Below are 26,924 nucleotides of genomic sequence, written 5' to 3'. Positions count from 1 at the left end.
TGTAAGCGCTTTCTATTATAATGGAATTAGGTTGGATGGCATGCGTGGCCGTCACAGTATCTGGCGTAGGCGGGGCCGATACTAGCGCTAAAGAAGTTAAACTTCTTTACCGTAAAACTATTAGAATTCCTTTTGGTAGGGGCTGCAATATCACTGGGACATGGAAAATGTCCGTTAATTTCAGGCTAAAAAGCGAGTTTATCATGCAATCGATAAGTAAAGCATAACTTTACTTATTTTTTGCAGCAGCCCTCATCGTTTCAAGTCTAATAGTTTAAAAGCCTAAAAAGCTCTACCCCATGGAAACGGAGTTGAGCTTTTTCATTTGGTCAAATTTCACATATATAACCCTGCCAAGAAAATTCCAAGTGACTTCTCATATATCTCATCGAACTGTGATATCGGGAGGGGATTCGTCCCTTTGCCCAGCTCCACTGTAAACCCCGGCCTGCGCCAATCCTGAATGTACCAATCCTTATAACCTGCGTAACTACCGGCGGATTTGACAGGCTCATATCCACTGACCCTCGCAAACTCATTGACTATCGTTTCCGACTCGGGTGGTTCCAAACCTTCAAACCCCCAATAAATGACCTCCCCTTGGGTGTGGAACGCAAGGACTTTACCAAAATCACCCCTTTTTGTCAACTCTGACATTGCAATAGCCTCTGGCTGTGTAAGCGGCCCTTCCCCTGGATAATTTGCCGGACCTGGCTCCGTTACATTATTGCGGGCTTGTTCCAGTTCCCATTTGGCGGGAAATTGATCATTTAGATCCACCCCATTAATATTGGCTTTCCAGCCAGAGAAGTCTTCGCTGCCATTATTCCATTCGATGAGCCGTCCTCTCAATGACTCATCTGCAGGCGGGCCTTTCAGAACCAACTCCACTCCGTCCGGATTCACCATTGGGACGATCGACAGCATCGTCTGTTGATAAAAAGGAAACATAGCCAGACCGCGGATGTCAGCCTGATTCGTGATTGCGAGTAAATAATCATTTAAAAAGGTCATGATCACAGGCGTCGTTATCCACTCATTCGCATGAAAGGAACCATTATAGTGAACTCGTTTGTTGCCATTTCCAATCAGAACCTCGGGGATATCCCTTTCAAGCACCGAGTCCCCGATGGGGGAGGTTTTTATAAATGGATAGATTGTTTTCAAACGTCTAACATCGGTCATCATCGTCTCATAATCATATTCCCGATTTCCTTGAATTAGCCTCCACGTAATCCTTAATGGCACAGAAATTATCTGACCAACTTGCAGGGCATTCGGGTTGAGATTGGGATTAACTAAAAATAGTGCATCCAATGAAAGATTGCGTGACCTGGCAATTGCCCATAACGAATCACCTTGCTTAATACTATAGCCGGTCGTCGTAAAGCCAGGAATTTTGATTTGTTGGCCAATCATAAGTGCAAGTGGATCAATCCCACTATTGGAATCAATGATAAGTTGGTAATTCACCTTGAATAATTGGCTATAATACCACAAGGAATCATTTTGCCGCACAAAAACGTCCATACTGCACCTCCTCTTAACCAAATGTATGCTGACTCGATTTAATTATTTCCAACGCAAAGGTCACTCCTCAAAACGAACCAAATTGGGGGCATCATCCAGAATGCTTAGATATTGCTCAGTACTTCCATACGTACCATCAGGGTCTAATTCCCGATATCTTTTGAATTCCCCCATCCGATCTTCCTTTTTGACCCAGCCCAGATGCTTCAAGCGTATATCGGATAACTTGTGTGGCAATTCAAAGACATTTTCTGCAAATCTACCGCAATTCTGCGGAAGAGATAGGCAAGTTCCTTACCCTCCGCATCCAACCGTTTGAGTGAAAGCAGGAACTTTTGTAAAATATGTGGTTTTTGGTAAATTGGACTGCCCACTAACACCCGAACCTTTTTACTATTCATTAATACCAGCGTTAATCTTAACTGGTCCCCATTTAATCTGACTGCAAAACTTTCCCTGAAAACATTTATAACTATATATTCTTACCGAACTTGTCGGGTGTCATTTAAAAACGGCGCCCTGCATAAACAAAACAGGCATCCATTCATGAATGGATGCCTGTTTGCATTTACTAGATCGGGATACCATATTTTACACTTCTTGCGGTACAGATAAGCCTAAACCTTCGGCTATGCGCGTTCCGTATTCCGGATCGGCTTTGTAGAAATGACCGATTTGACGAAGCTTGATTTCCTCTAATTCCACAGGTTTCATTGCGCCCACGATCGTGTCAACAAGGCGAGTTTTCTCTTCGGCACTCAATAGACGGTATAAGTCACCTGCTTGAGTGTAGTGGTCATCACTATTATGACCAACTTGTGCAGCTTGCCCAGTCACCTCGAAAGGAGTGACTTTATTTTCCGTTGATTCGGCAGGGCCGCCAAAACTATTTGGCTCATAATAAACAGATCCCTTGCCATTGTCATCTGCACGCATGAATCCATCACGCTGATAGTTGTTCGCTTCCACTTTCGGACGGTTAACCGGAAGCTGGTTATGATTCGAGCCCACACGGTAACGGTGTGCATCTCCGTATGCGAATAGACGTCCTTGTAGCATCTTGTCCGGGGAAGCCTCAATTCCCGGTACGAATGTTCCAGGTGAGAATGTGGCTTGCTCTACTTCAGCAAAGTAGTTTTCAGGATTTCTGTTCAATACCATACGGCCAAGCTCAATCAGCGGATAATCTTTTTGAGACCATACCTTCGTCACATCGAATGGATCGAAACGGTATGTATCCGCATCTTCCAGAGGCATGATCTGAACATATAATTTCCATGCAGGGAAGTCCCCTTTTTCAATGGCATTGAAAAGATCTTCCGTATGGTAATCAGGATTTTCACCTGCTAGTTTTGCAGCTAGATCCACATCAAGGTTTTTGATGCCCTGTTCTGTTTTGAAGTGGTATTTCACCCAAACGCCTTTTCCTTCAGCATTCACCCATTTAAATGTGTGGCTTCCGAAACCATGTGTATGACGAAGTGTAGCAGGAATGCCCCGGTCGGACATCAGGATCGTCACTTGGTGCAGAGATTCCGGTGAATGTGACCAGAAATCCCAAACAGCCGTAGGGTTTTTCAAATGCGTTTTAGGATCTCTTTTTTGTGTATGGATGAAGTCGGGGAATTTAATCGCATCGCGAATAAAGAATACAGGCGTATTATTACCGACGATATCATAGTTTCCTTCTTCCGTGTAGAATTTAACAGCAAATCCACGCGGGTCACGGACTGTATCTGCAGAACCCAATTCACCTGCAACAGTGGAGAAACGGATAAACAGATCTGTCTTCTTGCCCACGCCATTGAAAAGTTTAGCTTTCGTGTACTGAGAAAGGTCGTTCGTTACTTCGAAAGTACCGTATGCACCGGCACCCTTCGCATGAACCACACGTTCAGGCACACGTTCACGGTTGAAGTGGGCTAGCTTTTCCAATAAGTGTACATCTTGAATGAGCACAGGGCCGCGTTCGCCGGCAGTGATCGAGTTTTGATTATCTCCAACTGGTGCTCCCCAGCTTGTTGTAAGGTTTTTCTTATTCGACATAATTGAACCACCTTTTCATTATTATTTATATATATAATGATAAAGCTTCTCAGAAAAAAATCAATACTTATTTATAATAATTTTAATATAATAATCAATTCATTATTGATCCGTTTATGATATAACTTCACAAACACCCAAAATATGGATAATACGAAAGAAATAAACGCTGACGGGACAACATATTTACATAATTGAATTCCTAATAATGGTATACGACCCTTATAGGCGATTTTCCTTCATGACGAGTGATTTTATCATTTCTCCTACCAATGGAATAGCAATCGAGAATGATCACGAATATTCATAGATACTTTGCGCTACTTCAATTCTTTCCTTCTATTCATCTTATAACAATCCGAAGTGTTTTCCTGTGACTTTGTTCACTTCGTCAGCCTTTATTCACATGACGAATAGCAGGATGCATGGGAACTTACTTTTCATTGCTTTTGTGACCCCCATCTTTAACAGAACTCCATCCTGAATTGGCTGAAACAAAAGGCCTTCACCCTTATTTTGCTAGAGAAATTGTAAACATACTGGTTTGTGTTCGTATAGAAAATAAGATACTATTACGTTAAAATGACCGTCCAATAAGGGTAAGGGTGATATATATGAATGAGCGCAAACAACTGGTAGTTAAATATGCGCACCAATTATTTATTGAAAAGGGTTATCAAGCAACTTCCATTCAGGATATTTTAGATTATAGCGGCATTTCAAAAGGAACATTTTATAACTATTTTTCTTCTAAGAGCGAATTGCTTAAGGCAGTCTTCCTAACTTCGCAAGAAAAATTGGAAAAAGAGCGGAATGAATTGCTGATTGGGCAAAACCTTGCAGATATTGAAATATTCATCAAACAATCAGAATTACAAATGCACTCAAACAAAAACAACAAAATCTTTTTCTTATATGAAGAAGTAATGATTTCAAATGATACCGAACTTAAGAACTTCATAACACACGCTAAATTCCGGCATATCCATTGGTTATCCAAACGGTTTCTGGACATTTTCGGTGCTGATAAAAAGCCTTATATTTTGGACTGTGCCATTATTTACTCGGGGATGATGCATCAAACGATTCATTTTAATGCCTTGGCTAAAGAGCCTGATTTCAACCCTACTGAAATTATCCGTTATTGTGTCGATAGGATTAAATCGATTTTCGAAGATGTCAGCAAGTCAAATGCACAGCTTTTGGAACCCGATGTCATCAAGCAATGGCTGCCTGAGTGCTTCCATACCCAGCAGGATTTTCATACAGCACTCCTGCACTCTGCAAATGACCTAAAAAAGATGATCTTGAGGCTTTGCCAAGATGATGAAGCGGAACGGGTCAAAAACTTAAAATTGATTCACTTTATCCAAGAGGAATTATTACAAAACGTTGAACCGCGAACCTTTCTCATTGAAAGTGCCCTGCTTTCCTTAAACACCAATCCCAAATTGAAAAACACATTGGAATTAAGTGAATTCGAAAAGATCATTGCCAACAACTAAAGAGAACCTAATGAATCCCATTTTGTAGACAAATGGGGTTCTTTCGGCTGGAATGGAGCGGACTTCTGAAATCACGGAGTTTTTAAATGAAAAGACTGCAGCCAAACGTGTTTTTAAAACAAGATCTGCTTTCATGGTTTACTTTTTATATTGGATGAAACCTATATGGGATGGAAGAAATTTGCGGCACTCCTGCCGAATAACTGGCTAGCCGAGACCCCACAGGCGTTTGCTTTGATGCGGCTTGGCAGACAGTCGGCGGAAAGGGAGCGGATTTCTGAAATCAACGGACTTTTTAAATGAAAAGACTGCAGCCAAACGTGTTTTTAAAACAAGATCTGCTTTCAGGTTTACTTTTTAAATTGGATGAAACCTATATGGGATGGAAGAAATTTGCGACACTCCTGCCGAATAACTGGCTAGCCGAGACCCCACAGCCGCTTGCGGTGAGGAGGCTTGGCAGACAGTCGGCGGAAAGGGAGCGGATTTCTGAAATCACGGGGTCCTTTCCATTCTGGGGGAATACATATCGTATTCCTCTTTTTTGTGACAATTCTGCAAACATATCACTGAAATTCATGAAATTTTAGTATAATTGACTTTTAGTAAAGTGCCTTCAGGAGGAGTTATTCATGAACATAATAATGCGTTTTCTTATCAACGGGCTGGCATTGCTCGTCATTGACTGGCTTCTCGACTCCATCACGATTAAATCTTACGGAACAGCCTTGCTGGCGGTTTTTATATTATCGATCATGAACTTGCTCGTTAGGCCCATTCTCCAGCTCATCACATTGCCGATCACCATCCTGACGTTCGGGCTGTTTTCTTTCATTATCAATGCCTTCACATTCCAAATCACTTCCTATATCGTCAGTGGCTTTGTAATAGATTCTTTTTGGGGAGCTTTAATCGGTTCATTGTTATTGAGTTTCATTCAAAGTCTTCTTATAAAAAAGAGTAAAAAAAACCGTCAGTAGCATACTGACGGTTTTTCGTATCATTTTCATTTCCTTGACAGCCTTCGATATTTCCCGGGCTATTTCCCTAAATTCCGCTAAGCATCACTAGCTGTTTTCTCTCATTTTTGACAATCCAGAAGGAGAAATCGGCTAATATCCATAACTTTACATATACATGCCAATTTCTCTGGAAACGGGTATGATTCGATTAATGGAGGAATCACATGTTCACAAAACAGGAACCAAGGTTTTCCCTGTCCATTATACTCGTGCTCGCTTTCTTTATTCCCGCTCTTTTCATTACCCCATCACTAGCCGCAGCTGGCGATGGCAGTTCGTCATCTCCTTACTCCGTTTCCCAAGCCATTGCGAATCAAGACAGCACGATTAAAACGGTCAGTGGATATGTGGTAGGACAGCCCACGTCAGCCAATACCGTCGTCACGAGCAGCTATCCGAATGATTATGCCATAGCATTGGCAGACAGCTCATCGGAAATGAACATTGCCAATATGGTTTATGTTCAGATTCCCTCCTCCTTCCGCTCTGAATTTGGATTAAAAACAAATCCTGCATTAAAAGGAAAAAAAGTCACCGTCACCGGTACACTTAGTGCCTATTTCACCCATCCTGGCTTAAAAGATGTATCTGCCATGATTTCAGGGACTGATCAACCGGAACCGGAGACACCGGGGGTTGGCTCATACTATGATTCAGCCATCGGAAAATCAGGGTCGTCGTTAAAAAATGCCCTCCATGAAATCATCGATGACCATACGGAAATATCGTATTCAAATGTCTGGGAAGCTTTACGGATAACGGACGAGGACCCCCATAACGCCAATAATGTCATTCTACTTTATACAGGGCGTTCTCAAGGAAAAACGATGAACGGATCAGGTGTTAATGATTGGAATCGTGAGCATGTATGGGCAAAATCACATGGTGATTTCGCCACCACTTTAGGACCCGGCACCGACCTGCATCATCTTCGGCCTACTGATGCCTCCGTCAACAGTACAAGAAACAACCTGGACTTTGATAATGGAGGTTCAGAACATACCGAAGCGATAGGAAACTACTATGATTCTGATTCGTGGGAACCCCGCGATAGCGTCAAAGGTGATGTCGCCCGGATGCTGTTTTATATGGCGGTTCGTTACGAGGGTGATGCAGGGGAAGTCGATTTGGAGCTAAATAATCAAGTGAACAATGGTACCGCCCCTTATCATGGTAAATTGGCTGTCTTACTGGAGTGGAATGAACAGGATCCTGTAGATGCCTTCGAGCGTAATAGAAATGAGATCATTTATAATCAATATCAGCATAATCGCAACCCTTTCATTGATCATCCTGAATGGGCCTCCGCCATCTGGCAATGATAAAACGAACAAGCTGTTCCTTATTTTTGGGACAGCTTGTTCACTTGTAAATATCTAAATTTTTAGAAAAATCGCATAATTATATTTTGGTTAAATAGCATTCCAATTAATTTTTGAAAGTTTGTTATACGATGATAACAGAGAGAATCACTTTCATAGTAAGCGTTTTCATATTTTTCTTTACATTCTAACTATTAAAATATATTATTTAATTGTAATATTATGTGAAAAATCAATAAATAATATGTATTCACCTCTACTAGTGATAAAATGCTAGATAGAGAAAATTAAACTCCAACATAGAAAAGGGGAAAATTATGCAAAACTCCAAAGAATCTCAACTGCATAGAGGTTTGGAAGAAAGACATATCGCATTAATGTCTCTTGGCGCAGCCATTGGAGTCGGTCTATTTCTCGGCTCGGCATCTGCGATAAAATTAGCCGGTCCAGCCATCATCATTTCTTATGCAATTGGCGGGCTTATGATCTATCTAATCATGCGGGCACTTGGGGAAATGGCGATAAAAAATCCTGTCGCAGGCTCTTTCAGTCGCTATGCAAGCGAATTTGTCGGTCCTCTTGCTGGATATATAACCGGATGGAATTACTGGTTCGTTTGGATTGCCACCTGTATGGCTGAAATTACGGCAGTCGGAATCTATATGCAATTTTGGTTCCCAGATACTCCGCAATGGGCTTGGGCGTTAGCCGCACTTGCCATCATGACAACGATTAACTTTCTTGCTGTAAAAGCATACGGTGAATTGGAGTTTTGGTTCGCCTTAATTAAAATCATTACGATCATCCTTATGATCGTCCTTGGGTTCGGAATGATCATCTTTGGTCTGGGGAACGGCGGAATCGCGGTCGGTTTCGGTAACCTTGTTGAAAATGGAGGATTTTTCCCTAATGGGATTTCTGGTGTCATCCTCTCGTTCCAAATGGTCATGTTCGCCTATTTGGGAATTGAAATGCTCGGTGTAACCGCAGGTGAAGTTAAAAATCCTGAAAAATCTTTAAAAAGAGCCATCGATACCGTTTTTTACCGGATCTTACTTTTTTACGTTTTAGCTCTGACAGTCATTCTATCGATCACTCCATGGGATGAAATGAATGGAGAAAACAGCCCATTCGTTATGATGTTTGATAAAATCGGTATACCAGGCGCAGCAGGAATCATTCAATTTGTCGTACTGACAGCAGCCCTTTCATCTTGTAACAGCGGGATCTTCAGTACAGGAAGAATGTTATTCAACCTAGCGCAGCAAGGTGAATCACCAAAAAGTTTCGAACGTACAACAAAGTCAGGCGTTCCTGGCGTTGCCATTATCGTTTCGGCTGTCGTGCTTCTTTTCGGTGTTTACCTTAACTACATGGAAGCCGATAAAGTTTTCACTTACGTCACAAGTGTGGCTACATTCGGTGCCCTCTGGACATGGGGAACGATACTTGTCACACAGATTATGTCTAGACGGAAAATGAGTCAGGGAGAAAAACAAGGCTTATCTTACAAGATGCCTCTTTTCCCATTCACTTCTTATTTCACTTTAGCCTTTTTAGTATTCGTAATGGTGGTACTCGGTTTTTCAGCAGATACAAGAATCGCTCTAATCGTTGGTCCGATTTGGATCTTACTGTTGGTAGCCCTGTATTATATGACCGGCTTGCATAAACGGAAAAGATAAATGCCAGAGGGTGCCCAATCTAATTGGCACCCTCTATTTCTTGCCTTCACCTTTTACCCCTTCTTTTGATCACCCAATGGACCACCGCACCAGCTCCGCCTAAAATAATGAGGAGAGGCAAGTTTCCTATTATAAAAACAATGATTCCTGAACCCGCTTTAAGTAATAGATTCGCACTCGTTGCAAGTTGTTTCTTCGTCCTCTCCCATGTATTCAATTCCTTATTATCAATGCCCGGCACAACTATCCGGTCCTGTGATAACGTGATGGTAACCGTCGAATAGGAGGTCTGGTTTTCAAGATACTTCATTTGCCCGGTCAGCTGCTCTATTTCTTCTTGCACCACGGCAAGATCGGATGATATTTTCAGTAAATCTTCCGTCTTCTCAGCATCCTTCATGAATGCAAGCAACCTTTCCTCCACTGCCCGCTTTGACTTCAACCTTGCTTTTAAATCCACATATTGCTCCGTTACATCCTGTCCTGTCACATTCCTTCCGACCACTTCTGAAGCTTCGCCCTCGCTATCGCTTAGAAAATCCTGAAAATGGGCTTCAGGGACCCGAACGGTGATCGTTCCTTCCACCAGTTCTTCATCTTCCCTGTATACATTGGACTCGACAACATATCCGCCATATTCAGCCACCTTATTCTCAATCTTCATTTGTGCCTTTTCAAGATTCTTCACCTTCAACTCAAGCTGGGCCTGATGGATGACCTTTCTTTCATCCGTCATCCCTTCCTTTTCCGCTGCTTCTTCCTGCACCTTATTCCCGGAAATGGAAGCGTCCATTTTACTTTCCGCCTTTTCATCCTGTGCTTCCGATGCTGAATCATCTTTTTCGTTACTGCTGCATCCAGCAAGTAAAAGGAACAAACTGAACATGAGCATCATTGTTTTACGGTTCATCGGTATTCCCCCTTTTCTTACTAGTACCGACGTAAAGTTTGGAAGAAAGTTACACTTCCAGATTAAAGGGGATGTTTTATTTTCAGGTGGGAGGTAAAGGTATAAGAACATCCCAATAATGAAGAAAGAAGAGGATTGCATTGTGAACTACGGAAAATTGGCTAAAAGTGTATTGGTACCTGTGGTCGGAGGTTCACTTGTGGGGATATTCGCCACAAGGGATTCAAAAGAGATTTATGACAAGCTCAAAGTGTTCATCGTAAACATAGTCATGTTTGCGAAAGAATCCCCGGCACCAGTTGATCTAAAGTAATTATTTCAAGTTGATCTCGCTGATTAGAATTATGTTTCGAAAGCATCCTCATCACCTCAAGTATTAATAGTTCTATTTTAAAACAAAAAAGACTGTAGGCAAAAAGGAGTTCTATCTGAAATTTTAAACATAGTTGATTGGAACGGAAGGTGCGAGACTCCTGCGGGAATAGCGAGTCCAAGGGAGACCCCACAGGCGCAAGTGCGCCGAGGAGGCTCCCGGACCGCCCGCGGAAAGCGAGTGCCTGAAGTGGAAATCAACGTCAAAATTTGTACAAGCCCAAAAAAACTGTAGACAAACTCGATTTTCATCGAGTTTGTCTACAGTCTGAGCGCCCCTTATATTAAGGAGCGCTCTCTTTTAGAGTTTCACGAGTAAACCTCAATTAATTATTGATATTCGTAATTCTGCCTTCAATTTCTGCCGTGATCTTTCCGCCTTTAAAGGTTTCTTTCACATAGTTGACGAATGCTTCCAGGTCAGCATGTCCAAATACACGCTCTTTTTCTTTCAGGACGGTATAGTTATCACCGCCGCTTGCCATGAAATCATTGACGGCCACCGTGTATGTTTCGGTATCCTTGATCGGTGTTCCGTCCGCTTTCTTCAATAAGGTGACACGCTCCGTAACAGGCTTACTGAAGTCGGCTGTATAGCTCAGTCCAGAAATTTGCAAAGTTTTCGGAGATCCTTCAACGATCCATTGCTGTTGAAGCAGCGTTTTCACTTCCGCTCCAGTCAGGTCCAGCTTAACCAATACGTTTCCGAACGGCTGGATTTTCGCTAAATCGGAAAAAGTGACTTCCCCCTTTGGAATATCTGCCCGAATTCCGCCTGGATTCATGAAGGCAAAATCGGAGTTCAAATCGGCCTTCATTGAATCGGCAATTAAATTTCCAAGACCCGTTTCCTGCGTATAGGCATTGGTTCTTAAAATTTTCTCATCCGTTGTCCCAAGCGGGGCTTTCAGCTCGGGGAACATGTCCAGGTAGTCATTAATGAATTTCGTCGTCCCGGCATCCGGTGTGATGCCATCTTGTGTAACCGTAACAATTTCAGCTGACTTTTTGACAATATCCTTTGTGCTTGGATCGATTTCCAAATCCACATCTTCAAAAGCCGTTCCATAAGAGTAAGCTTGTACGATCAATTTATTATCGACATAGTTATTGACCTTTGCATGATTATCTCCGGCTAAGATCACATCCACTTCATCATCCACGGCATTAGCAAGATCAGCCACTTCGCCTGTGATAACCCCTTCCTTTTCAGTGCCTGGGTCATGTGAGATGATCACGATCGATTTGACGCCTTTACCTTTCAACTCATTAACCGCCTTATTTACTGCAGGTGCCTGTTCTATGAATTCCACATTCTTAATGCCATCCGGACTTACTTTTTGAGGTGTGGCATTCGTGACTACACCTATGAACCCAATATCAACCCCGCCGACCTTTTTTATGACGTAAGGGTCCAAAATCGGTTTTTTCGTGTCTTTATATACGACATTGGCCACTACATATGGAAAGTTCAATTTATCGAATACCACATCGGATGTTGGCGACTTTCCGCCATTGATCTGAGCCATCAAGGTTTCTACCCCTTTGTCGAACTCATGGTTCCCGACAGTTCCGACATCGAATTTCATATTATTCAAAAACTGAAGCGTCGGTTTATCCTGGATTAAAGAAGAAACGGGTGCACTTGCCCCAACAGCATCCCCTGCCGAAAGTAAAAGTGTATTTTCAGGGTTTTCAGCTTTACGCTGCTTCAAGTGAGCGGCTAAATAATCGGCACGACCTTGTTTGATGCCGCCAAAATCGGAGGTGGTATCAAGCTGGCCGTGAAGATCATTGATCCCGAGCAGTTGCACCTTAACGTTTTCTTTGCCCAAATTGTATTTGTAAATGCCAAAGCCTTTATCATCCTTCTTGCCTGTATAGGAAATCGGGCTGCCTTCCTTTAAATATTCAGCACCTTTTGGCGATGAGGTGAAAGTAACGTTCACCTTGCCTGAAATCGGGGCTATCGACCAGTTATTATCAGCTGTTGGATTGATCTCACCCTCTTGTGTGATGTAATCCATCAAGATCTGGCGATTTTCATCCGCAGAGTCAACCACATATTCACTGCCCTTGACTCCCGGGAAGTTCCCCCCGCCCGAAGCACGGTAATTATTCGTCACGACGATGAAATCTTGATTCGGGTCCACTGGTTCACCATTATATTTCAAATCTGCAATCCTGCTTGAATCCGACACTTTTATCCCTTTTTCATCATAGCGCGGAGCCTTGGTGACATCGATTTCGTACGTGACACCGTCAATCACATCAAAATTATAGACGGCAAACTTTCCATTAAGCAGCTCCTGTTCCTCAGACTTGGCAGGATCGATTGTATTATATTTCCCGGCAGACATCTCAAGCCACTCTTTAACCACGGACCCTTTGATCTTGATTGCCTTCAAGGTATTATCGTATAAATATAAATCACCCGCGCTGCGAATGGTCAGTCCGCCTTCCTTGATTTCCGTGAATTCCTCGACTCCATTGCGACCCGCTTTGAAAGGGGCTCCTACAGAGAGGATGGGCAAGTCTTTGTATTCAGGGCGGTTGCTTTGGATGTATTTTTCTACATACCATTTCTGTGCGCTCGTCACGACCTGTACGGAAGGATCATCTTGAACAAGGGCGAAATAACTATGAATTGGAGCTGTAGTCGTTCCGATTGGCGTGTTAACATACTTGATCGTTCCTTCGTGATCCTTCTTTACGGCTTTGACGATAGATGCATCTTCATCCGCTTTTTTTCCTGTTATTTTGTCGTTGATTGCCCGTGTTGATGAATCGGAATTGACGACTTTCCATTTCCCCTTGATATTTTGGATATCAAGATCGATGATCCCGAGATTACTGCCGCCATAACCTGCTTGAACGGCTGGGACACCATTGATGGTCCCCTTTTCATTATCCACTCCTTTTAGGACTTTTCCTTGGCTATCTTTGAATAGGCTGTCCAAAGAAGCCTCATCTTGTGCCGGGAAGACTTTATGCGTGTGGGAAAACGTGATGGCATCGATGCCGGATACCTTGCTTAATGAATAGATGACATCCTCGGTATTCTTGGTATCGCCATTAAAACCGGAATGTGTGAGCGCCACGATGACATCCGCACCCTTTTTCTTCATTTCAGGTACATATTTGTTTGCAGTCGTGACGATTTCCTTTGCAATGACCTTACCGTTTAGATTCGCTTTATCCCAATCCATGATTTGCGGAGGGGCAAATCCAATGTATCCTATTTTTACTGATTTTTCTTTTCCATTGATGTCCTTTACTTTCTTCGTAACGATTTTATAAGGAGTATATTTATTTTTATCATTCTTTGGATTATTGTCTTTATCCTTTTTATAAACATTGGCATTGACATAAGGGAAGTTCGCATCGTTGATGGCCTCGTCCAAATATGATAAACCATAATTGAATTCATGATTGCCGAATGTCGCCACATCATAGTCAAGCAAGTTCATCGCTTTATAGACGGGATGGACTTCACCCTTTTTCAGTGGCGCTATTTTCGCTTTGTACGTACCTAGGGGGGTCCCTTGAATAAGGTCGCCGTTATCCACTAAAACGCTATTTTTCACTTCTTTTCTTGCCTGTTTGATTAAAGATGCCGTGCGGGAAAGACCGACTGAGTCCGATACGGCATCCTTATAATAATCATAGCTTACCAGATTAGTGTGTATATCAGTCGTTTCCATGATCCTTAGTTCAAATGGTGCATCCGAAACGGAGGCTGCCAGGCTTTTGCCGAAGTTACCCGTATTGCCGTTATACTTGGAGACAACCGATACTTTAACCCAATAACCCGATTTGTACGAGTTGAAGTACGCCGAGAACTTTTGGGCCGATTTAATATCCGCCTCAACGGCTGATTGTGAAATGACCTTCGTCCCATTCATTAATTGGAAGACAACGGTTTCATTTCCTTTGTTCCCTTTTTTCGGCGTGACCGTTACAGTCGCTTTGGTTCCTTTTGTGTAATGAACAGTAGGAGCTGTAATGATAAATGGTTCAGTCGTGGCCGGTTTCTTATTAGGCTCTTTGGCGGATGTCTCCCCCGGTACGGTAAATGGGGCTGTAATCAAACTCACAGCAAGAATCGGGGCGAGCCACTTATTAACATGCATCTTGTACGACATACTTCACAACCCTTCTATTTTTTGTAAAATGCTAGAATAATATATCATGATTTTGTCGAATTATCGCCAAATTTTACTGTAATATTACGAATTTTGAATAAATGGTACTCTTTACCCATTTCCATTCAGAGCCCCTAGCTCGATATACCTTCAATTATGTATATAATCATCATCGAATCACCAGGGAGAAAGTTACTTTATAGAAAAAGCTGGCCCATTAAAATGAACCAGCCTGCTAACATCTTATGGATCTCAAAGATCGTTCCTTACGCTCTTTATATCAGGGAAACCTTTTGAAACTGCAAATCTATAAATCGCGATCTATTAAACTGGCGGATACCGGTTCGATGCCCATCTCCCTCGACCAGATAGACAGCTGGCCTATATGGTGAATTTCGTGCGCTATAAGATGGCGCAGTATCCTGCCTTTTTCGTATGTCCCCTCCATCCAAGATGGCTGAATCATTCCATTCTCTTCTTCAATTGCATGCGAGTTTAAATAGTCCATGACCTCTGAGTGATAATGGTTAGATAAATCCTCCACTTTTTCGATCGTATCATAAGCGTCCAAATCGACCGCGACATCAGGCTTCCCTTGTATGGCCCTGATCCAGCTGCATTCGACATCGATAATATGGGCAAGTGTCCTCAATATATTGCCCATCCCTCCCTTTCGCTGCCGTTTCAGCTCCTCAATCGATAAAGATCGGCACCACTTGAACCACTCACTTCTCACCTGCCAGTTATAATTGAATAATGCCATCATCCATCCCGGCCCCCTAACACTTTTTGTCGTCAAATGCCATTCAGCGTTTGTATTGATAATAATCCTGTCTTTGAATCGTTTTGAAGCCACAAGATTCATAGAGTCTTAAAGCATGCTCATTAGTCGCCTCGACCTCGAGAAAAATATCATATCCCAGCTGGCATTGTTCGGCTACAACCTTTTTCAATGCCTTTCTTCCAAGTCCTTTTCCCTGGTATTTTGGCAAAATGGAAAATCCATAAATCCACGCTTCCCGTCCTGAGTGATCAACACGGATCTTACCGACTGCAAGGCCACCCTTTTCAATCATCATGGTTTTCAAAGTATCCTCATATAGGATGCGCTGATAATAATCCTTCGCCTCCCGTTTCGTAAATTGGAAACATTGAATATCCAGCTGAATTTCCGTTTCCTCATCATCTCTCCGTGAAGGGCGAACGACTGCATCATCATAATCATCAAGCTCCGTTTCGGACCATTTCATTTGAAACTCAGAAAAAGCAAACTCACATGGGAGCTGTTTCAAAAATTCTGTCCCTGAGTGCGATTGAGCAGGTGAGTTCAAGAGTATCAACTTATAGTTGCGCTCCACGGCACTTCTTATCGCCTCTTCCAGCAGCTTTGTAAAAATGCCTTGCCTCCGGTAATCAGGATGCACCATCCCGCACATCTCCGCTTTGTTTCCAAAATCGTAAAGACCAAGAAAACCAACAAGTTTCAATCCATCATAGTGAAGAAAGTCATTCTTATGCACACCATTTCGACTGCGAAGCGTTTCCCAATTCAACTTTAAAGTAAAACCTTCCCGTTCACATTCTTGCTGCAGGATCCGAATATCTTCCAGCTGTTCATCCTTCAAATTCTCCACCCCTTTTCCATATTATCAGTTTATTACCAAAAAATAAGAAAAGCAGCACCCTTTTACTCGGATGCCGCATACTATTCATAAGTTTATTGATGAATGTTGTTTTTTTAAAAGTATTTCCACTTTATTCCATAAAGCTAAAATCGTACGAGGGGAGGATTTCCTATCTAATTCCATTGACGGATGAATTATAGCAGTAAAATGATTCCAAATGACGATTATTTTTTACCTATTTTGTGCTATATTCCAAATAATGGTTTATGATTATTTTATTTTTTAGCTTAAGGGAGGGATTTACAAAGTCTTGATTTTAAGATAGTACCCATTTCTTTATACCCGAATTCCGGACCCTTTTTAGAATAGAACCCGAAATTCGGTGTTTACCATCCGGCACTTTACGTCCTGAGGTTATCGTCTTTTCGTTTTATGAGCGGACTTTTTTAAGTTCTCTACGTCCGTTGTCAGTTCTTTTAATTGTTTATCGAAGCGGAAGAGCAAAAACATAGAAACGACGAATGGATAGCCAAATTCGCTAACTAATGAAACCCACATAGTAGCATCCTCAATCATCATCCTCTTCACCCCTTTTCTTGTATCTGATATCTAAAGTGAAACTTGTTTAAAAAAATCAATCTAGCACTATTGATTTATGGTAAAAGGAACGAATGTTCTTATATAATTGATTTATTCCCCTTGTCTATCACTTTATTAAAATTAAAGGAGGGATAACAATGAACCAATTAACTTCTCATTTTTTTTCTCATTCATTGGAGTTTCTGCAGCAACAGTACTCATCTTTCTTTGAACAACCGATCATTCAAGTATTTTTACAGAACCCAGAGCATTTAAAGATTTTCACTGAAACTCTTGATTCCCCTTCTTCCCACAACATTTGTCATCTCAACGAGACTTTCAAAATTTTCTATTACCGGGCTAAAGTATACAAATACATGTGCTCCTTAATTTACTTTTTCTCTGTTGACTTTGATAAAAGGGCACGGAAGCAGCGGGAACGCTATCGGATGGTACTTGATGCGACACCAAGGGATACTGGCGGATTGATCGATCGAATCGGCACTTTGGACGTTCAACTTGAAAAGATGGGGGAAACGAATGACCTCGCTTCACACATAAGTGATGAAGAGATGATAAAAGCCTTGAAGAAGTTAACAGCCAAACAAAACCTGGTGCTGACCATGATCTTTTCCTACGGCCTATCCAACAAGGAAATTGCTGCCTATTTCCATGAGTCGCCACAGAATATCTCAAGCATCCGTAAACAAGCTCTAAAAAAACTTCGAAAGCACTATATGGATGAGGTATATGTTAGAAAGGAGAAAAGCCATTGTGGATAAAAAACTGTCAAAAGAAGAATTGATGGATCTAATCGACTCTTTGAATCCTAAAATAAAAAAATCGTTAAAAAACACGAACTATCAAGACCGGAATGATCTGGAGCAAGAAATTAAACTCAAGATCATTGAATCATATGAAAAAATCGCAGCAATCGAGGCCCCTAATTTTGAGGAGTTCCTTGCAGAATTCTTGACTAAGCAAAAACAATGAAAACGTACCAAGTCCAGGGAAAGATGCTGGACTTGGTACGTTTTTCTGAATCTTAGTAAGATGGTTTCAATGTCAGCTTATCACCTTTTGGATCGTCCATTGTGGTTTTGTGATAAGTACCTTCTGCCCAATCATCAAGCTGATCGCGGTACCACACACTTTTAACGTTACCTGATTGCCCCGGGCCAACGAGGTGATATCCTTGATTCATGTCGGCTAGGTCGATGACGAATCGCCAGGAGCCACCGTGATTAACGGTTCCATCATCTAAAAATGCCGCCGCCTGTACGGTGACACTGCTGCCGCCTACCGGAATGCCGCCGCCGCTGTTAAATAAATAATTTAACGGGGTGACACTCGATAGCGGGTGGTTAAACCTGACCTGATGATAGTCTCCCCATTCCCAATCGGCTATATCGTCACCTTGTGATTCTTCCAGTTCCGTTAACGTCTCCTGTAACGACTTGGCAAGCACCTGCTCAAGTCCACCAGCATCTTCAATCCAAGGGCCCGGCTTACCGTCCAATGCCCGCCTCAGTAATTCATCAACGGCTGAACGCCTTCCATTAAAGAGGTTGAGGGTTTCCTCCGGTATTTCTTCTTTAAGCAGTTCATCCCCTATATTTCGCATCCAGACATTAAAAATCATCGGTGCCGCTTCATCAGCGGAATCGATATGATTCCATTTCTTCAGAATCGTCAGTGCCTGGTCTTCCTGTTTCCCTGATGGACCTTTCAATACCTCCACGAATTGAGGAACAAACTCCTTAGCTTGCAAATTCACTTTATCCATCTGCAGGCTTTGCATATCCTCGGCCGTAAGCTTTTTATTGGCCTTTAAATACTCCTGTATCCTCATCTGACGATACGGCTGTGCCCAGTTATTGCTGATATGGTAAGGGTAATCATCCGAGATGACTTTATTATTCGCTGTTGAAATGAATCCCTCTTTTGGATTCACCGTTTTTGGAAGTTCATCAAAGGGGATATAGCCGTTCCATTCAAATTCATCCGTCCAGCCAGGTACAGGCAGCATACTATCGCCTTTTTTCCGGATTGGGATTTTCCCATTCGCCTTATAGGCAATGGTCCCATCGGCTGAGGCAAAGACGAAATTCTGTGCCGGCGTTTCGAATTTCAAGAGGGCCTTTTCGAATTCTTTCCAGCTTCCCGCTTTATTCATCTTCAATACCGCTTCAAGCTCGGCAGATGGATCAAGTGCCGTCCATCTTAAGGCAAGCACGGTATCTTTTCCGCTTTTCCCGGCAAATTCGGAGACAACAGGTCCATGCCGGGTAACCGTCACTTGATAGTCAAGTGTTTTACCATCCTTCACCTTGATCGGTTCGTCCAAGATTTCAGCTTTTTCCCATTTACCCTTGTAGGAGAATTCTTTCTCGTTTTCCGGGTTCCTCCTCTCAATATACAGATCCTGAACATCCGGACCGGTATTGGTCACACCCCAAGCGACCTTTTCGTTATGACCTAGTATGATTCCCGGAATCCCGGCAAAAATAACACCACTCACATTGACTGAGGGGGCCTCCAAATGCATTTGATACCAAACCGACGGTGTAGCCAATCCCTGATGGGGATCATCCGCCAATAACGGCTGACCGGATTGCGTTTTCTTGCCAGAAACGACCCAGTTATTGCTGCCGTTGAATTCATAGGGAATAACGGCCCCGGCAAAACTTTTTTCAATATCCAGTTCTTCCTTGCTGATGATATATGGAGCGTTCTTTGGATAATCAGGAAATAAATCATATGCTTTTTCCTTTGGGAACGTTTGCAGCAAATACTGCCTAAACGCCTGATCTTCCCAGTTCCCCCCTAAATCAAAGGCCATATATTTACCGATGGTCAGCGAATCGACGGGTGTCCAAGGCTCTGGTTCGTATCCAAGCAGAATGAACTCCGCCGGCCATTTCCCATTCTTCTTCAATTCATCGATATAAAGATTCACCCCCTCGGCAAACACATCCAAGGCTTCTTTTCCGTCACTTGAATATGCTGCATATGAGGCTTCGGCCGCCCGCCTCAACCCAAGTGTGCGGAAATACTTATCATTTTTGACGGTTTTCTCACCAATCACTTCACTCAATCTACCTGACGCCTTACGCCTGCTTAAATCCATTTGAAATAAACGGTCCTGTGCTTGGATATACCCCTGGGCTAAATACAAATCATGTTCATTCGCTGCGTTGATATGCGGGACCCCACTTGAATCCCTCACCACCGTAACCGGTTTCAAAAGACCTGGAAGCGATATTTCCCCCTTTGTTTCCGGCAAGGATCTTGAAAGAAATACATTTGCAGCAATCAAGACAGACAGCAAAAGTATGATCAGGATTCCAAAACTCCAAAGCGCCCGCTTTCTCCACTTCCGTTTTGGCTTTTGCTGAGGTACGGCAACTTCCATCGATTCATCTTCCTCTCCCCTTAAAACTCTCTTTCTTTCTATTTAAGATATTCCGCATTCATCTCCATCTTTCCTACCGCCCTCCTCACATTCTCTCTTTTTATTTTGAGAGCGAAGAAAGGTGCAAAGTCGAAATTTTACCGCGAAATTGCTCCGATTAAACATTAAAACAAATGCAAAAACACCGATACAAAGTATCGATGTGGCAGGGAATGCTAGCTATTTGCAATAATGTATTCAATCACTTTATCTGCATCGTCTGTATAAAAGAGAGCTTTATCAAAGTCATGAGCCGCCTTCGTCTCGGCTTCCATGTATTCAATCAGGGAGAGGAGACCAAAAATCCTCTTCCATTTATGAGTTTTCTCCAGAAGTTTTCTTTCCTTTTTTATATCCTCTGGTATGAATTCATTAATGATAAAACATGGGTCGGAAAATGAAGGGTCCCCAAAACGTTCATTCAAGGCTCGCAATTTATCCCGATCCCATTCCACCCTTACCAAGTCCGATATGACCGAGACATTTTGGACCGAGTCGAGGATGCGTTTGGACAAAACATCATATTCTTCATCCTCCAGCCCATTATCCGTCATGATTCCTACACAATACCATTTTTCGTTATGTTGAGATTCTTCATTTTTCTTGAAAAACACTCTTCAACCACCTCCCTTACACGGTTTACATGTCCTATTCAATTTAAACCAAAATCAACATGTCCGCCCACGTCACTTCACTATAACATGGAGAAATACCAATGGGCGATAATATATGGGAGCTGCAGGAATGTTAGCCTGGCATAGAAAAAAAGATACCCTGAAAAAGGATATCTCATACTGGCTGAAGAGCCAGCCCCCTTTGATTAAACAGATATTCCAGGGCCTGCCTGAACGATAGAAAGGCTTTTACCTGATTTGCGAAATCAAGTTTGACGATCTCTTTCACTACATCAGGGGTGAAACCGACAAACATCGTTTCCGTTCCCATCAATGCCAGTGCCCCCACTAATTGATCCAGCAGGGAGAGCATATTGCTTTCCTTCGTAAAGGTAATTCCCGAGAAATCCATGATCAACACTTCCGCATGCAGATCTGCACATTTTTGCAGCACCGTTGATTGCATCGACTCCATTCTCCAATCATCAATACGTCCGATCAACGGTAAGAGCAGCACATCCTTTAATACGGTCTGAACAATCGGGGTGGACAATTCTTCCATGACTTCTTGGTTTTCTTTTATCTTCTGCAAAGAATCATTTGCCATTTTCGCCATTTCTTTATAATGATTCACGTAACTGATACTCACACAGTGTATGAACTGGTCCAGGATTGCATCAATTATCGAGCTTGCCTTTAACAGAATTTCAATGGAGTAATAGCGATTGCTCACCTCTTCTTCAATGAAACTCCAGAAGAGGTTACGCACAAGCTGTGCTTCCTCAATATTCTTATCTAAAGGAATGCCCATATCCACGATGCGCTTACCTATTTCCATACCCGTTATTTTCATGCTTTCCATCGCTTGTGCCTTTCCATGAATCAAGGCATCTGCATGAATTTGAATAAGTTTTGACCGTACCTCTTTACTGGTTTCTAAATCATAGAGCGGTTCCTCTTCTTCAAACAACTCGATATGCTCCACTAAGATATATTTAAATTTTTCAATTTTTTCGCCGATCATTCTTAATTCTTCCATATGGACCTCCCATACAGGGCTTTTATCACATTTTAGCAAATAATCAATGGTTAAGGATATAAAATCCTTCTATTACCAATATGATAATAGACGTTTACCCTTTTCTGCATAAGGGTATTATGATATATGACTTGGAGGGATAACCATGAAAAAGGATCAACAAGACTTCGAATCTGAAAACATGAGCGATTTAGTCGAACTCATAAACAGTAAAAATAACAGCCGCAGAATCTTGGATGTACTTCGGCGTAATAAAAAGGATAAAAGTAAAAACAAAGATAAAAAATGAAAAAGCCCAGTCCAAAATGGCCTGGGTTTTTTGAATGGATAAAATAAAAGAGCTGGGTTTATTTATTAAGCAAACCCCGCTCTTTCATCATTAAAAAATCGATAAGCCACTACCTTTTTCTCCGGATTTCCTTCACATGGTTCCCTTCAATAGTAATATAGACTGTTTCATCAATTTTGTATGTTAAATAACGGTCACAATCAATTTCCAACGTTTCCCCATTGTCGAACTTCATTGCGCAATTGGATCCCTCTTCGGTTTCCGTCACATCAATGACTTCGTTCGTCTTAAAACCGACTGCCTTGCCATCGGAGAAATGCGGATAGTATTTTTCAACAATCTGCACCTTTTGCAATCTGCCCGGACTTGTTAAGTATACAACGAATAATATAATTAAAACGGCTATTAACCCAATGAGAATTACTGCTTTTCGTTTCACTCTATCTATTACCCTCTTCTCTTATCAATCTATTATTCAATATCCATTTTCACTAGATTATATTCAGGATTCCGGAAAAACATGATAGAAAAGATCATTTTATTTAACGATTTTCACTTTTTCAACCATCATCGCACAAGCGGCAGCAAGGAGGATCAGAATGGATACAGCCGAGATGACCCCTCCCCAGCCGAACTTCATCAGGAATACACCGCCGGATGCCCCCACTACACTTGATCCCGCATAGTAAAACAGGAGATATAATGCAGATGCTTGTGCCTTTTCACTTCTATCGGCCAAACTGCCGACCCAGCTGCTTGCAATTGAATGAGCTCCAAAAAAGCCAAATGTAAACAAGGCAAGCCCCATTATTTTCAGCAAGAGCGGATCCAGTAAGGTTAAAAGGGCGCCCATCAGCATGATTGCGATTCCGATAAGAAGCACAAGCCTCCGACTATATTGATCGGCAAGCTTCCCCATCCATGTTGAACTAAATGTCCCCACAAGGTAGATTATGAATATGAAGCCAATCAATGTCTGTGATAAATGATATGGCGGTCCCATTAAAGGTATACCCACAAAGTTATAAACGGTAACGAACGAGCCCATTAATAGGAAGGCCATGCCGAATAAGAGTACTAGTCTGTTATTCCTTAAGTTATTGATAAGGGAGGTTTTGATTCTCGACAATGAGACCCGTACACGGACAGCATGCTGCGAAGGCGGAAGCATCCACCAAAAAGCCAGACTGATGATCAAACTTAAAGCCCCAAGACTTCCAATCGCTATGTTCCATGAGAAATGGTCTGTCAGGACCCCGACAATCAGCCTGCCAGCCAATCCGCCGATACTCGAACCGCTTACATAGATCCCCATCACATAGCCAAGGCTTTTCGGATGAAACTCTTCATTGATATAGGCCATCGCAATTGCCGGGAAACCCGCAAGCACCGCTCCTTGAATCGCCCGTATTGCAATTAGTATGTATAGATCATCCTGGATGTAGCTGACACATATGGATAACAATGCAGACAGTGTGAGCGCCGTCCCCATTATTTTTTTCCTATCGATATTTTCTGAGAAAAATGAAACAAGCAATAAACAGAGTGCAAGCGTTCCAGTTGCGAAAGATAATGTAAGGCTTGCCATTGCAGGAGAGACTCCGAATTGCTTTGCGAAAACCGGAATGACCGGTTGGGTACTATACAGATCCGCAAACGTTACAAAGCTACCAAGAAATAAGGCCAAGATTGTTTTCCTGAATGATTTACCAGCAGGCTCGATATAATTCACTTTTGTTCAGACCCTTCGCTATTTAACTTTCCCCCTATGTTAATACGAACTTCCCGAGTTGTCTATTTCGTCACTTTTGTCCAAAGGGAAAGTTTTGTTCCAGCCATTCACAAAAAAACCTTCACTGCTTGTAGTGAAAGGATTTCAGACTGTTGACAAATTGAAGAAAAGCAAAGCCTGCAGTTTTTCTAAAAAAACATTCCAGTTGATTTCAGAAATCCGCTCCCATTCCGCCGACTGTCTGTCAAGCCGAATCAAAGCAAGCGCCTGTGGGGTTTCGGCAAGCCAGTTATTCGGCAGGAGTGTCGCAAATTTCTTCAATCCAATAAGGGTTACAGGAAAAAAACATTAAGGATAACCTAATCGTAAACATGGTTTGAGATGAGACCTTGCCGTCCCCCTTTTCTGGACAAAATCAAACCCTTCACTGTACTCAGTGAAGGGTTTGATTTAATATGACCGTTTACCATCCTGCTCACTTTTTTTAAGGAGCCAGTACACTGGCATACCGATAATGAGGATGATCACCGAGTACAGGGCATTTAAAGGTGTATCGATTAATGTGCTTAAAACAATGTATATTGCACCAGCAATCGCCACGATGGGGATGATTGGGTAAAACGGCACTTTATAAGTTTTCGCATCCGGATCTTTTCTGCGCAATATGAAGACCGCATAGAAGGCTAATCCATAAAAACAGAAGACAGAGAATACAGCCATATTGGTAAGTTTGTCAGGGTCTGTTGCAACCATCATGATGATTGCAATGATCACTTGCAATACCGTCGCATTTATAGGCGTTTTGAACTTGGGCGATATCTTTCCGATTTGTTTATGGCCTGGCATCATTTTATCAGTCGCCATCGCCAAGGTAATGCGCGGAAAGGTCAAAAGCTTTCCGTTCAGGCAACCGAAGATTGAAATCGCAATTCCGATTGATATCAATTTCCCGCCCAATTCACCGAATAGCATCGTTGCTGCAACATTCGCTGCATTCGTACCATGGGCTATGATTCCCTCCGCCCCCAATACATGAAGCATGGCAAGATTCACAGCCAAGTAAGCGACCATGACCACGACCAATCCCGTTATGATTGCCCGCGGCAGCGTTTTCTGCGGGTTTTTCATTTCCCCTGCCATGAAGCCGACATTCATCCAGCCATCGTACGCCCAGAGCGTGGCCAAAATCGCACCGGCCATACTGATTTTCATTGAACTTTCACTATTGATATTGAATACAGGCATATCACCTTGTGCGATACCGAACACCGCTATGAAAATGATGGGGATCAATTTGGCAACGGTCGATAAGGTTTGGATGATACCGCCGTATTTTGTCCCCAACAGATTCATGCCTGCTATGAATACAATCGTAAGAATCCCAATCGCCAAAGAGTAGCCTGAAGCGATCTTAAATATTCCTGCAACTAATAACCCGAAGTATAAACTGAGTGCGCCCATGACTGCAGGTCCATATACCAATGTCTGAACCCAGCCGCATAGGAATCCCCAAGCTTTACCGTACACTTCTTCCATATAGACATATAAGCCGCCCGTTTTAGGAATCCGTGTACTCACTTCGGCAATCGTCAACCCGCTTGCAAGGGTAATCAGACCGCCTATCAGCCAAGCTAACAAGGCCATGGTTGAATTACCGCTCAATTCAAGCACGTCACCAGGTCTCATGAAAATACCAGAACCGATAACTGTACCAACTACAATAGATGTTCCAACCCAAAAGCCAATCGTTTTCTTCAATTGGTCATTTCCCATGTTGTCCTCCCCAGGTGTACACATGTACTTTATTTATACTAAAATTATATCATATAAATTATACAGAAATAGTTTATGTAATCATTTGAATATTACAAAAAATACCCAAACACGTTGGTATCATTACGCTCAGGCAGCTTTATTACATTTATATTTTTTTTACTAATTATGTCTGGAATTGTACTAAAAACCGAATATTTTTTTATTATAAATAGATTTATTGGCATTTTAATCAATAATGACGAATTAAAAACTTTAAAAACCGAATATCATTCGTCATGAATTTTATGGGAATCCTGCTTATTTTCGGACACACAAAAAAAAACCACCCCGAATCAACGGGGTGGTTCCATTCCTCTTTCAAGCTTCATTTCGTATTACCAAATAATGAATAGAAGCACAACCGCCAAGACGATCCGGTAAATGGCAAAAGGAGTCAATTTAACTTTATTGATTAAAATCAAGAAAAAGCGGATACAGAATAACGCAAAGATAAATGCACTGATGAAACCTGCAATAAAGAACGGCAGAACTTCAGGTGTGAAGCTTTCCCAGTATTTCACGATTTTCAACAAACTGGCACCTGCCATGATCGGCACGGCCATGATGAACGTGAAATCGGAGGCCGCCCGGTAGCTCATACCCAAAAGTACTCCACCGGAAATGGTCGAGCCTGAACGCGAGAATCCCGGCCATAGTGACAAACATTGGATTAACCCTACACCGAAGGCTTGTTTATAAGTGATTTGGTCAACCGTCTCTGCAGTCAGCTTTGGACGGAATTTATCTGCAGCAATCATCAAAAATGCGCCCAAGAACAACCCGACGATAACCGTCTTCATCGTAAATAAATGATCATCAATATAATCTTCGAATAATAGACCTAAAACGCCCGCCGGCAACAATCCGACAATGATCTGCAATAGGTTAAGCTTTTGGCCATTCACAGCGGATGTGCCTTTCATTTTCCTTAAACCAAGCAAGTCCATGAATCGCCCCCAGAAAAGCACGACAACGGCGAGTATCGAACCAAGCTGGATGACCACCTTGAACGCATTGGCCACTTCACTCCCGAAAAGTTCTTTCGAATTCAGCCATAAATCATCAACGATAATCATATGCCCTGTAGACGATACAGGAGCAAATTCAGTTAATCCTTCTACAAGACCAAGGATAACTGCAACAAAAATTTCCCACATATTCATTTTATTCACCTCATAATTCGAACACCTATTTATGGAAATATCATATGTATTTTACTCGTTGTTTAAAATATTGTCTA

24 protein-coding genes are annotated in these 26,924 nt (G+C 42.2%); 10 read left to right on the top strand and 14 right to left on the bottom strand.

What is annotated here, in order from left to right:
• Positions 1 to 336: 336 nt before the first annotated feature.
• A complete protein-coding gene (locus ACIQYG_RS05995; protein WP_402836231.1) occupies positions 337 to 1,530 on the bottom strand; it encodes a M14 family metallopeptidase in 1,194 nt (397 codons plus the stop codon).
• Positions 1,531 to 2,121: 591 nt separating this feature from the next.
• Positions 2,122 to 3,576, bottom strand: coding sequence for a catalase KatA (katA, locus tag ACIQYG_RS05990; RefSeq protein WP_402836229.1), 1,455 nt, complete (start codon positions 3,574 to 3,576; stop codon positions 2,122 to 2,124).
• A gap of 614 nt (positions 3,577 to 4,190) precedes the next feature.
• On the opposite strand from katA, the gene ACIQYG_RS05985 reads away from it, so the two are divergent.
• The 6 genes from ACIQYG_RS05985 to ACIQYG_RS05960 all read left to right on the top strand — a co-directional run bounded on the left by ACIQYG_RS05985 (position 4,191) and on the right by ACIQYG_RS05960 (position 9,110).
• On the top strand, positions 4,191 to 5,081 hold the full coding sequence (locus ACIQYG_RS05985) for a TetR/AcrR family transcriptional regulator (RefSeq protein WP_402836227.1): 891 nt from the start codon (positions 4,191 to 4,193) through the stop codon (positions 5,079 to 5,081).
• Positions 5,082 to 5,246: 165 nt separating this feature from the next.
• Positions 5,247 to 5,384 (top strand): hypothetical protein, encoded by a 138-nt coding sequence (locus ACIQYG_RS05980; RefSeq protein WP_402836226.1) that lies wholly within the window; start codon positions 5,247 to 5,249, stop codon positions 5,382 to 5,384.
• 74 nt (positions 5,385 to 5,458) lie between these two features.
• Positions 5,459 to 5,671, top strand: coding sequence for a hypothetical protein (locus ACIQYG_RS05975; RefSeq protein WP_402836224.1), 213 nt, complete (start codon positions 5,459 to 5,461; stop codon positions 5,669 to 5,671).
• 42 nt (positions 5,672 to 5,713) lie between these two features.
• The gene (locus tag ACIQYG_RS05970) at positions 5,714 to 6,061 is read left to right on the top strand and encodes a phage holin family protein (protein WP_402836222.1); all 348 of its coding nucleotides are present in this window, start codon (positions 5,714 to 5,716) and stop codon (positions 6,059 to 6,061) included.
• Between the two features lie 206 nt (positions 6,062 to 6,267).
• Entirely contained in the window at positions 6,268 to 7,425 is a 1,158-nt protein-coding gene (locus ACIQYG_RS05965) for an endonuclease (protein ID WP_402836220.1), read from the top strand.
• A gap of 317 nt (positions 7,426 to 7,742) precedes the next feature.
• Complete coding sequence (locus ACIQYG_RS05960) at positions 7,743 to 9,110, top strand: amino acid permease (RefSeq protein ID WP_402836218.1); 1,368 nt, start codon at positions 7,743 to 7,745, stop codon at positions 9,108 to 9,110.
• Between the two features lie 46 nt (positions 9,111 to 9,156).
• Here ACIQYG_RS05960 and ACIQYG_RS05955 read toward each other — a convergent pair whose 3' ends face one another.
• Positions 9,157 to 10,020 (bottom strand): DUF4349 domain-containing protein, encoded by an 864-nt coding sequence (locus tag ACIQYG_RS05955; RefSeq protein ID WP_402836216.1) that lies wholly within the window; start codon positions 10,018 to 10,020, stop codon positions 9,157 to 9,159.
• Positions 10,021 to 10,162: 142 nt separating this feature from the next.
• On the opposite strand from ACIQYG_RS05955, the gene ACIQYG_RS05950 reads away from it, so the two are divergent.
• Positions 10,163 to 10,333 carry a hypothetical protein gene (locus ACIQYG_RS05950; RefSeq protein WP_402836214.1) on the top strand — a complete coding sequence of 57 codons (171 nt, stop codon included), beginning with the start codon at positions 10,163 to 10,165 and terminating at the stop codon, positions 10,331 to 10,333.
• Between the two features lie 385 nt (positions 10,334 to 10,718).
• Here the strand turns inward: ACIQYG_RS05950 and ACIQYG_RS05945 are convergent, their stop codons facing one another.
• From ACIQYG_RS05945 to ACIQYG_RS05930, 4 genes are all read right to left on the bottom strand, one after another.
• Positions 10,719 to 14,537, bottom strand: a complete 3,819-nt coding sequence (locus ACIQYG_RS05945; RefSeq protein WP_402836212.1) for a bifunctional 2',3'-cyclic-nucleotide 2'-phosphodiesterase/3'-nucleotidase — start codon at positions 14,535 to 14,537, stop codon at positions 10,719 to 10,721.
• A 307-nt stretch (positions 14,538 to 14,844) separates the two neighbouring features.
• Complete coding sequence (locus tag ACIQYG_RS05940; protein WP_402836210.1) at positions 14,845 to 15,303, bottom strand: DinB family protein; 459 nt, start codon at positions 15,301 to 15,303, stop codon at positions 14,845 to 14,847.
• Positions 15,304 to 15,343: 40 nt separating this feature from the next.
• Positions 15,344 to 16,162 (bottom strand): GNAT family N-acetyltransferase, encoded by an 819-nt coding sequence (locus ACIQYG_RS05935; RefSeq protein ID WP_402836208.1) that lies wholly within the window; start codon positions 16,160 to 16,162, stop codon positions 15,344 to 15,346.
• Between the two features lie 414 nt (positions 16,163 to 16,576).
• Entirely contained in the window at positions 16,577 to 16,741 is a 165-nt protein-coding gene (locus tag ACIQYG_RS05930; protein ID WP_402836206.1) for a YvrJ family protein, read from the bottom strand.
• A gap of 158 nt (positions 16,742 to 16,899) precedes the next feature.
• On the opposite strand from ACIQYG_RS05930, the gene ACIQYG_RS05925 reads away from it, so the two are divergent.
• Positions 16,900 to 17,523, top strand: coding sequence for a sigma-70 family RNA polymerase sigma factor (locus ACIQYG_RS05925; RefSeq protein WP_402836204.1), 624 nt, complete (start codon positions 16,900 to 16,902; stop codon positions 17,521 to 17,523).
• The gene (locus tag ACIQYG_RS05920) at positions 17,516 to 17,734 is read left to right on the top strand and encodes a hypothetical protein (protein ID WP_101223589.1); all 219 of its coding nucleotides are present in this window, start codon (positions 17,516 to 17,518) and stop codon (positions 17,732 to 17,734) included. The genes ACIQYG_RS05925 and ACIQYG_RS05920 overlap by 8 nt, the downstream gene beginning before the upstream one ends.
• 52 nt (positions 17,735 to 17,786) lie before the next feature.
• On the opposite strand, the gene ACIQYG_RS05915 is transcribed toward ACIQYG_RS05920, so the two are convergent.
• The 3 genes from ACIQYG_RS05915 to ACIQYG_RS05905 all read right to left on the bottom strand — a co-directional run bounded on the left by ACIQYG_RS05915 (position 17,787) and on the right by ACIQYG_RS05905 (position 21,848).
• Entirely contained in the window at positions 17,787 to 20,156 is a 2,370-nt protein-coding gene (locus tag ACIQYG_RS05915; protein WP_402836202.1) for a penicillin acylase family protein, read from the bottom strand.
• A 215-nt stretch (positions 20,157 to 20,371) separates the two neighbouring features.
• Complete coding sequence (locus ACIQYG_RS05910; RefSeq protein WP_402836200.1) at positions 20,372 to 20,809, bottom strand: hypothetical protein; 438 nt, start codon at positions 20,807 to 20,809, stop codon at positions 20,372 to 20,374.
• 175 nt (positions 20,810 to 20,984) lie between these two features.
• Positions 20,985 to 21,848, bottom strand: coding sequence for an STAS domain-containing protein (locus tag ACIQYG_RS05905; protein ID WP_402836198.1), 864 nt, complete (start codon positions 21,846 to 21,848; stop codon positions 20,985 to 20,987).
• A gap of 145 nt (positions 21,849 to 21,993) precedes the next feature.
• Here ACIQYG_RS05905 and ACIQYG_RS05900 point away from each other — a divergent pair, with 145 nt between their 5' ends.
• Positions 21,994 to 22,137 carry a hypothetical protein gene (locus tag ACIQYG_RS05900; RefSeq protein ID WP_402836196.1) on the top strand — a complete coding sequence of 48 codons (144 nt, stop codon included), beginning with the start codon at positions 21,994 to 21,996 and terminating at the stop codon, positions 22,135 to 22,137.
• Positions 22,138 to 22,246: 109 nt separating this feature from the next.
• Here the strand turns inward: ACIQYG_RS05900 and ACIQYG_RS05895 are convergent, their stop codons facing one another.
• The 4 genes from ACIQYG_RS05895 to ACIQYG_RS05880 form a co-directional block, all read right to left on the bottom strand.
• Positions 22,247 to 22,576 carry a hypothetical protein gene (locus ACIQYG_RS05895; RefSeq protein ID WP_402836194.1) on the bottom strand — a complete coding sequence of 110 codons (330 nt, stop codon included), beginning with the start codon at positions 22,574 to 22,576 and terminating at the stop codon, positions 22,247 to 22,249.
• Between the two features lie 99 nt (positions 22,577 to 22,675).
• Complete coding sequence (locus ACIQYG_RS05890; RefSeq protein WP_402836192.1) at positions 22,676 to 23,869, bottom strand: MFS transporter; 1,194 nt, start codon at positions 23,867 to 23,869, stop codon at positions 22,676 to 22,678.
• A 450-nt stretch (positions 23,870 to 24,319) separates the two neighbouring features.
• Entirely contained in the window at positions 24,320 to 25,642 is a 1,323-nt protein-coding gene (locus ACIQYG_RS05885) for an APC family permease (protein WP_402836191.1), read from the bottom strand.
• A gap of 377 nt (positions 25,643 to 26,019) precedes the next feature.
• Entirely contained in the window at positions 26,020 to 26,847 is an 828-nt protein-coding gene (locus ACIQYG_RS05880; RefSeq protein ID WP_402836189.1) for an undecaprenyl-diphosphate phosphatase, read from the bottom strand.
• Positions 26,848 to 26,924 lie beyond the last annotated feature (77 nt).

This window comes from Peribacillus sp. NPDC096622 (assembly GCF_044762665.1).
In the GTDB taxonomy this organism is placed as follows: domain Bacteria; phylum Bacillota; class Bacilli; order Bacillales; family DSM-1321; genus Peribacillus; species Peribacillus frigoritolerans_B.
The sequence above is the reverse complement of the archived record's forward strand: the minus strand, read 5'-3'. Positions and strand labels throughout refer to the sequence as shown.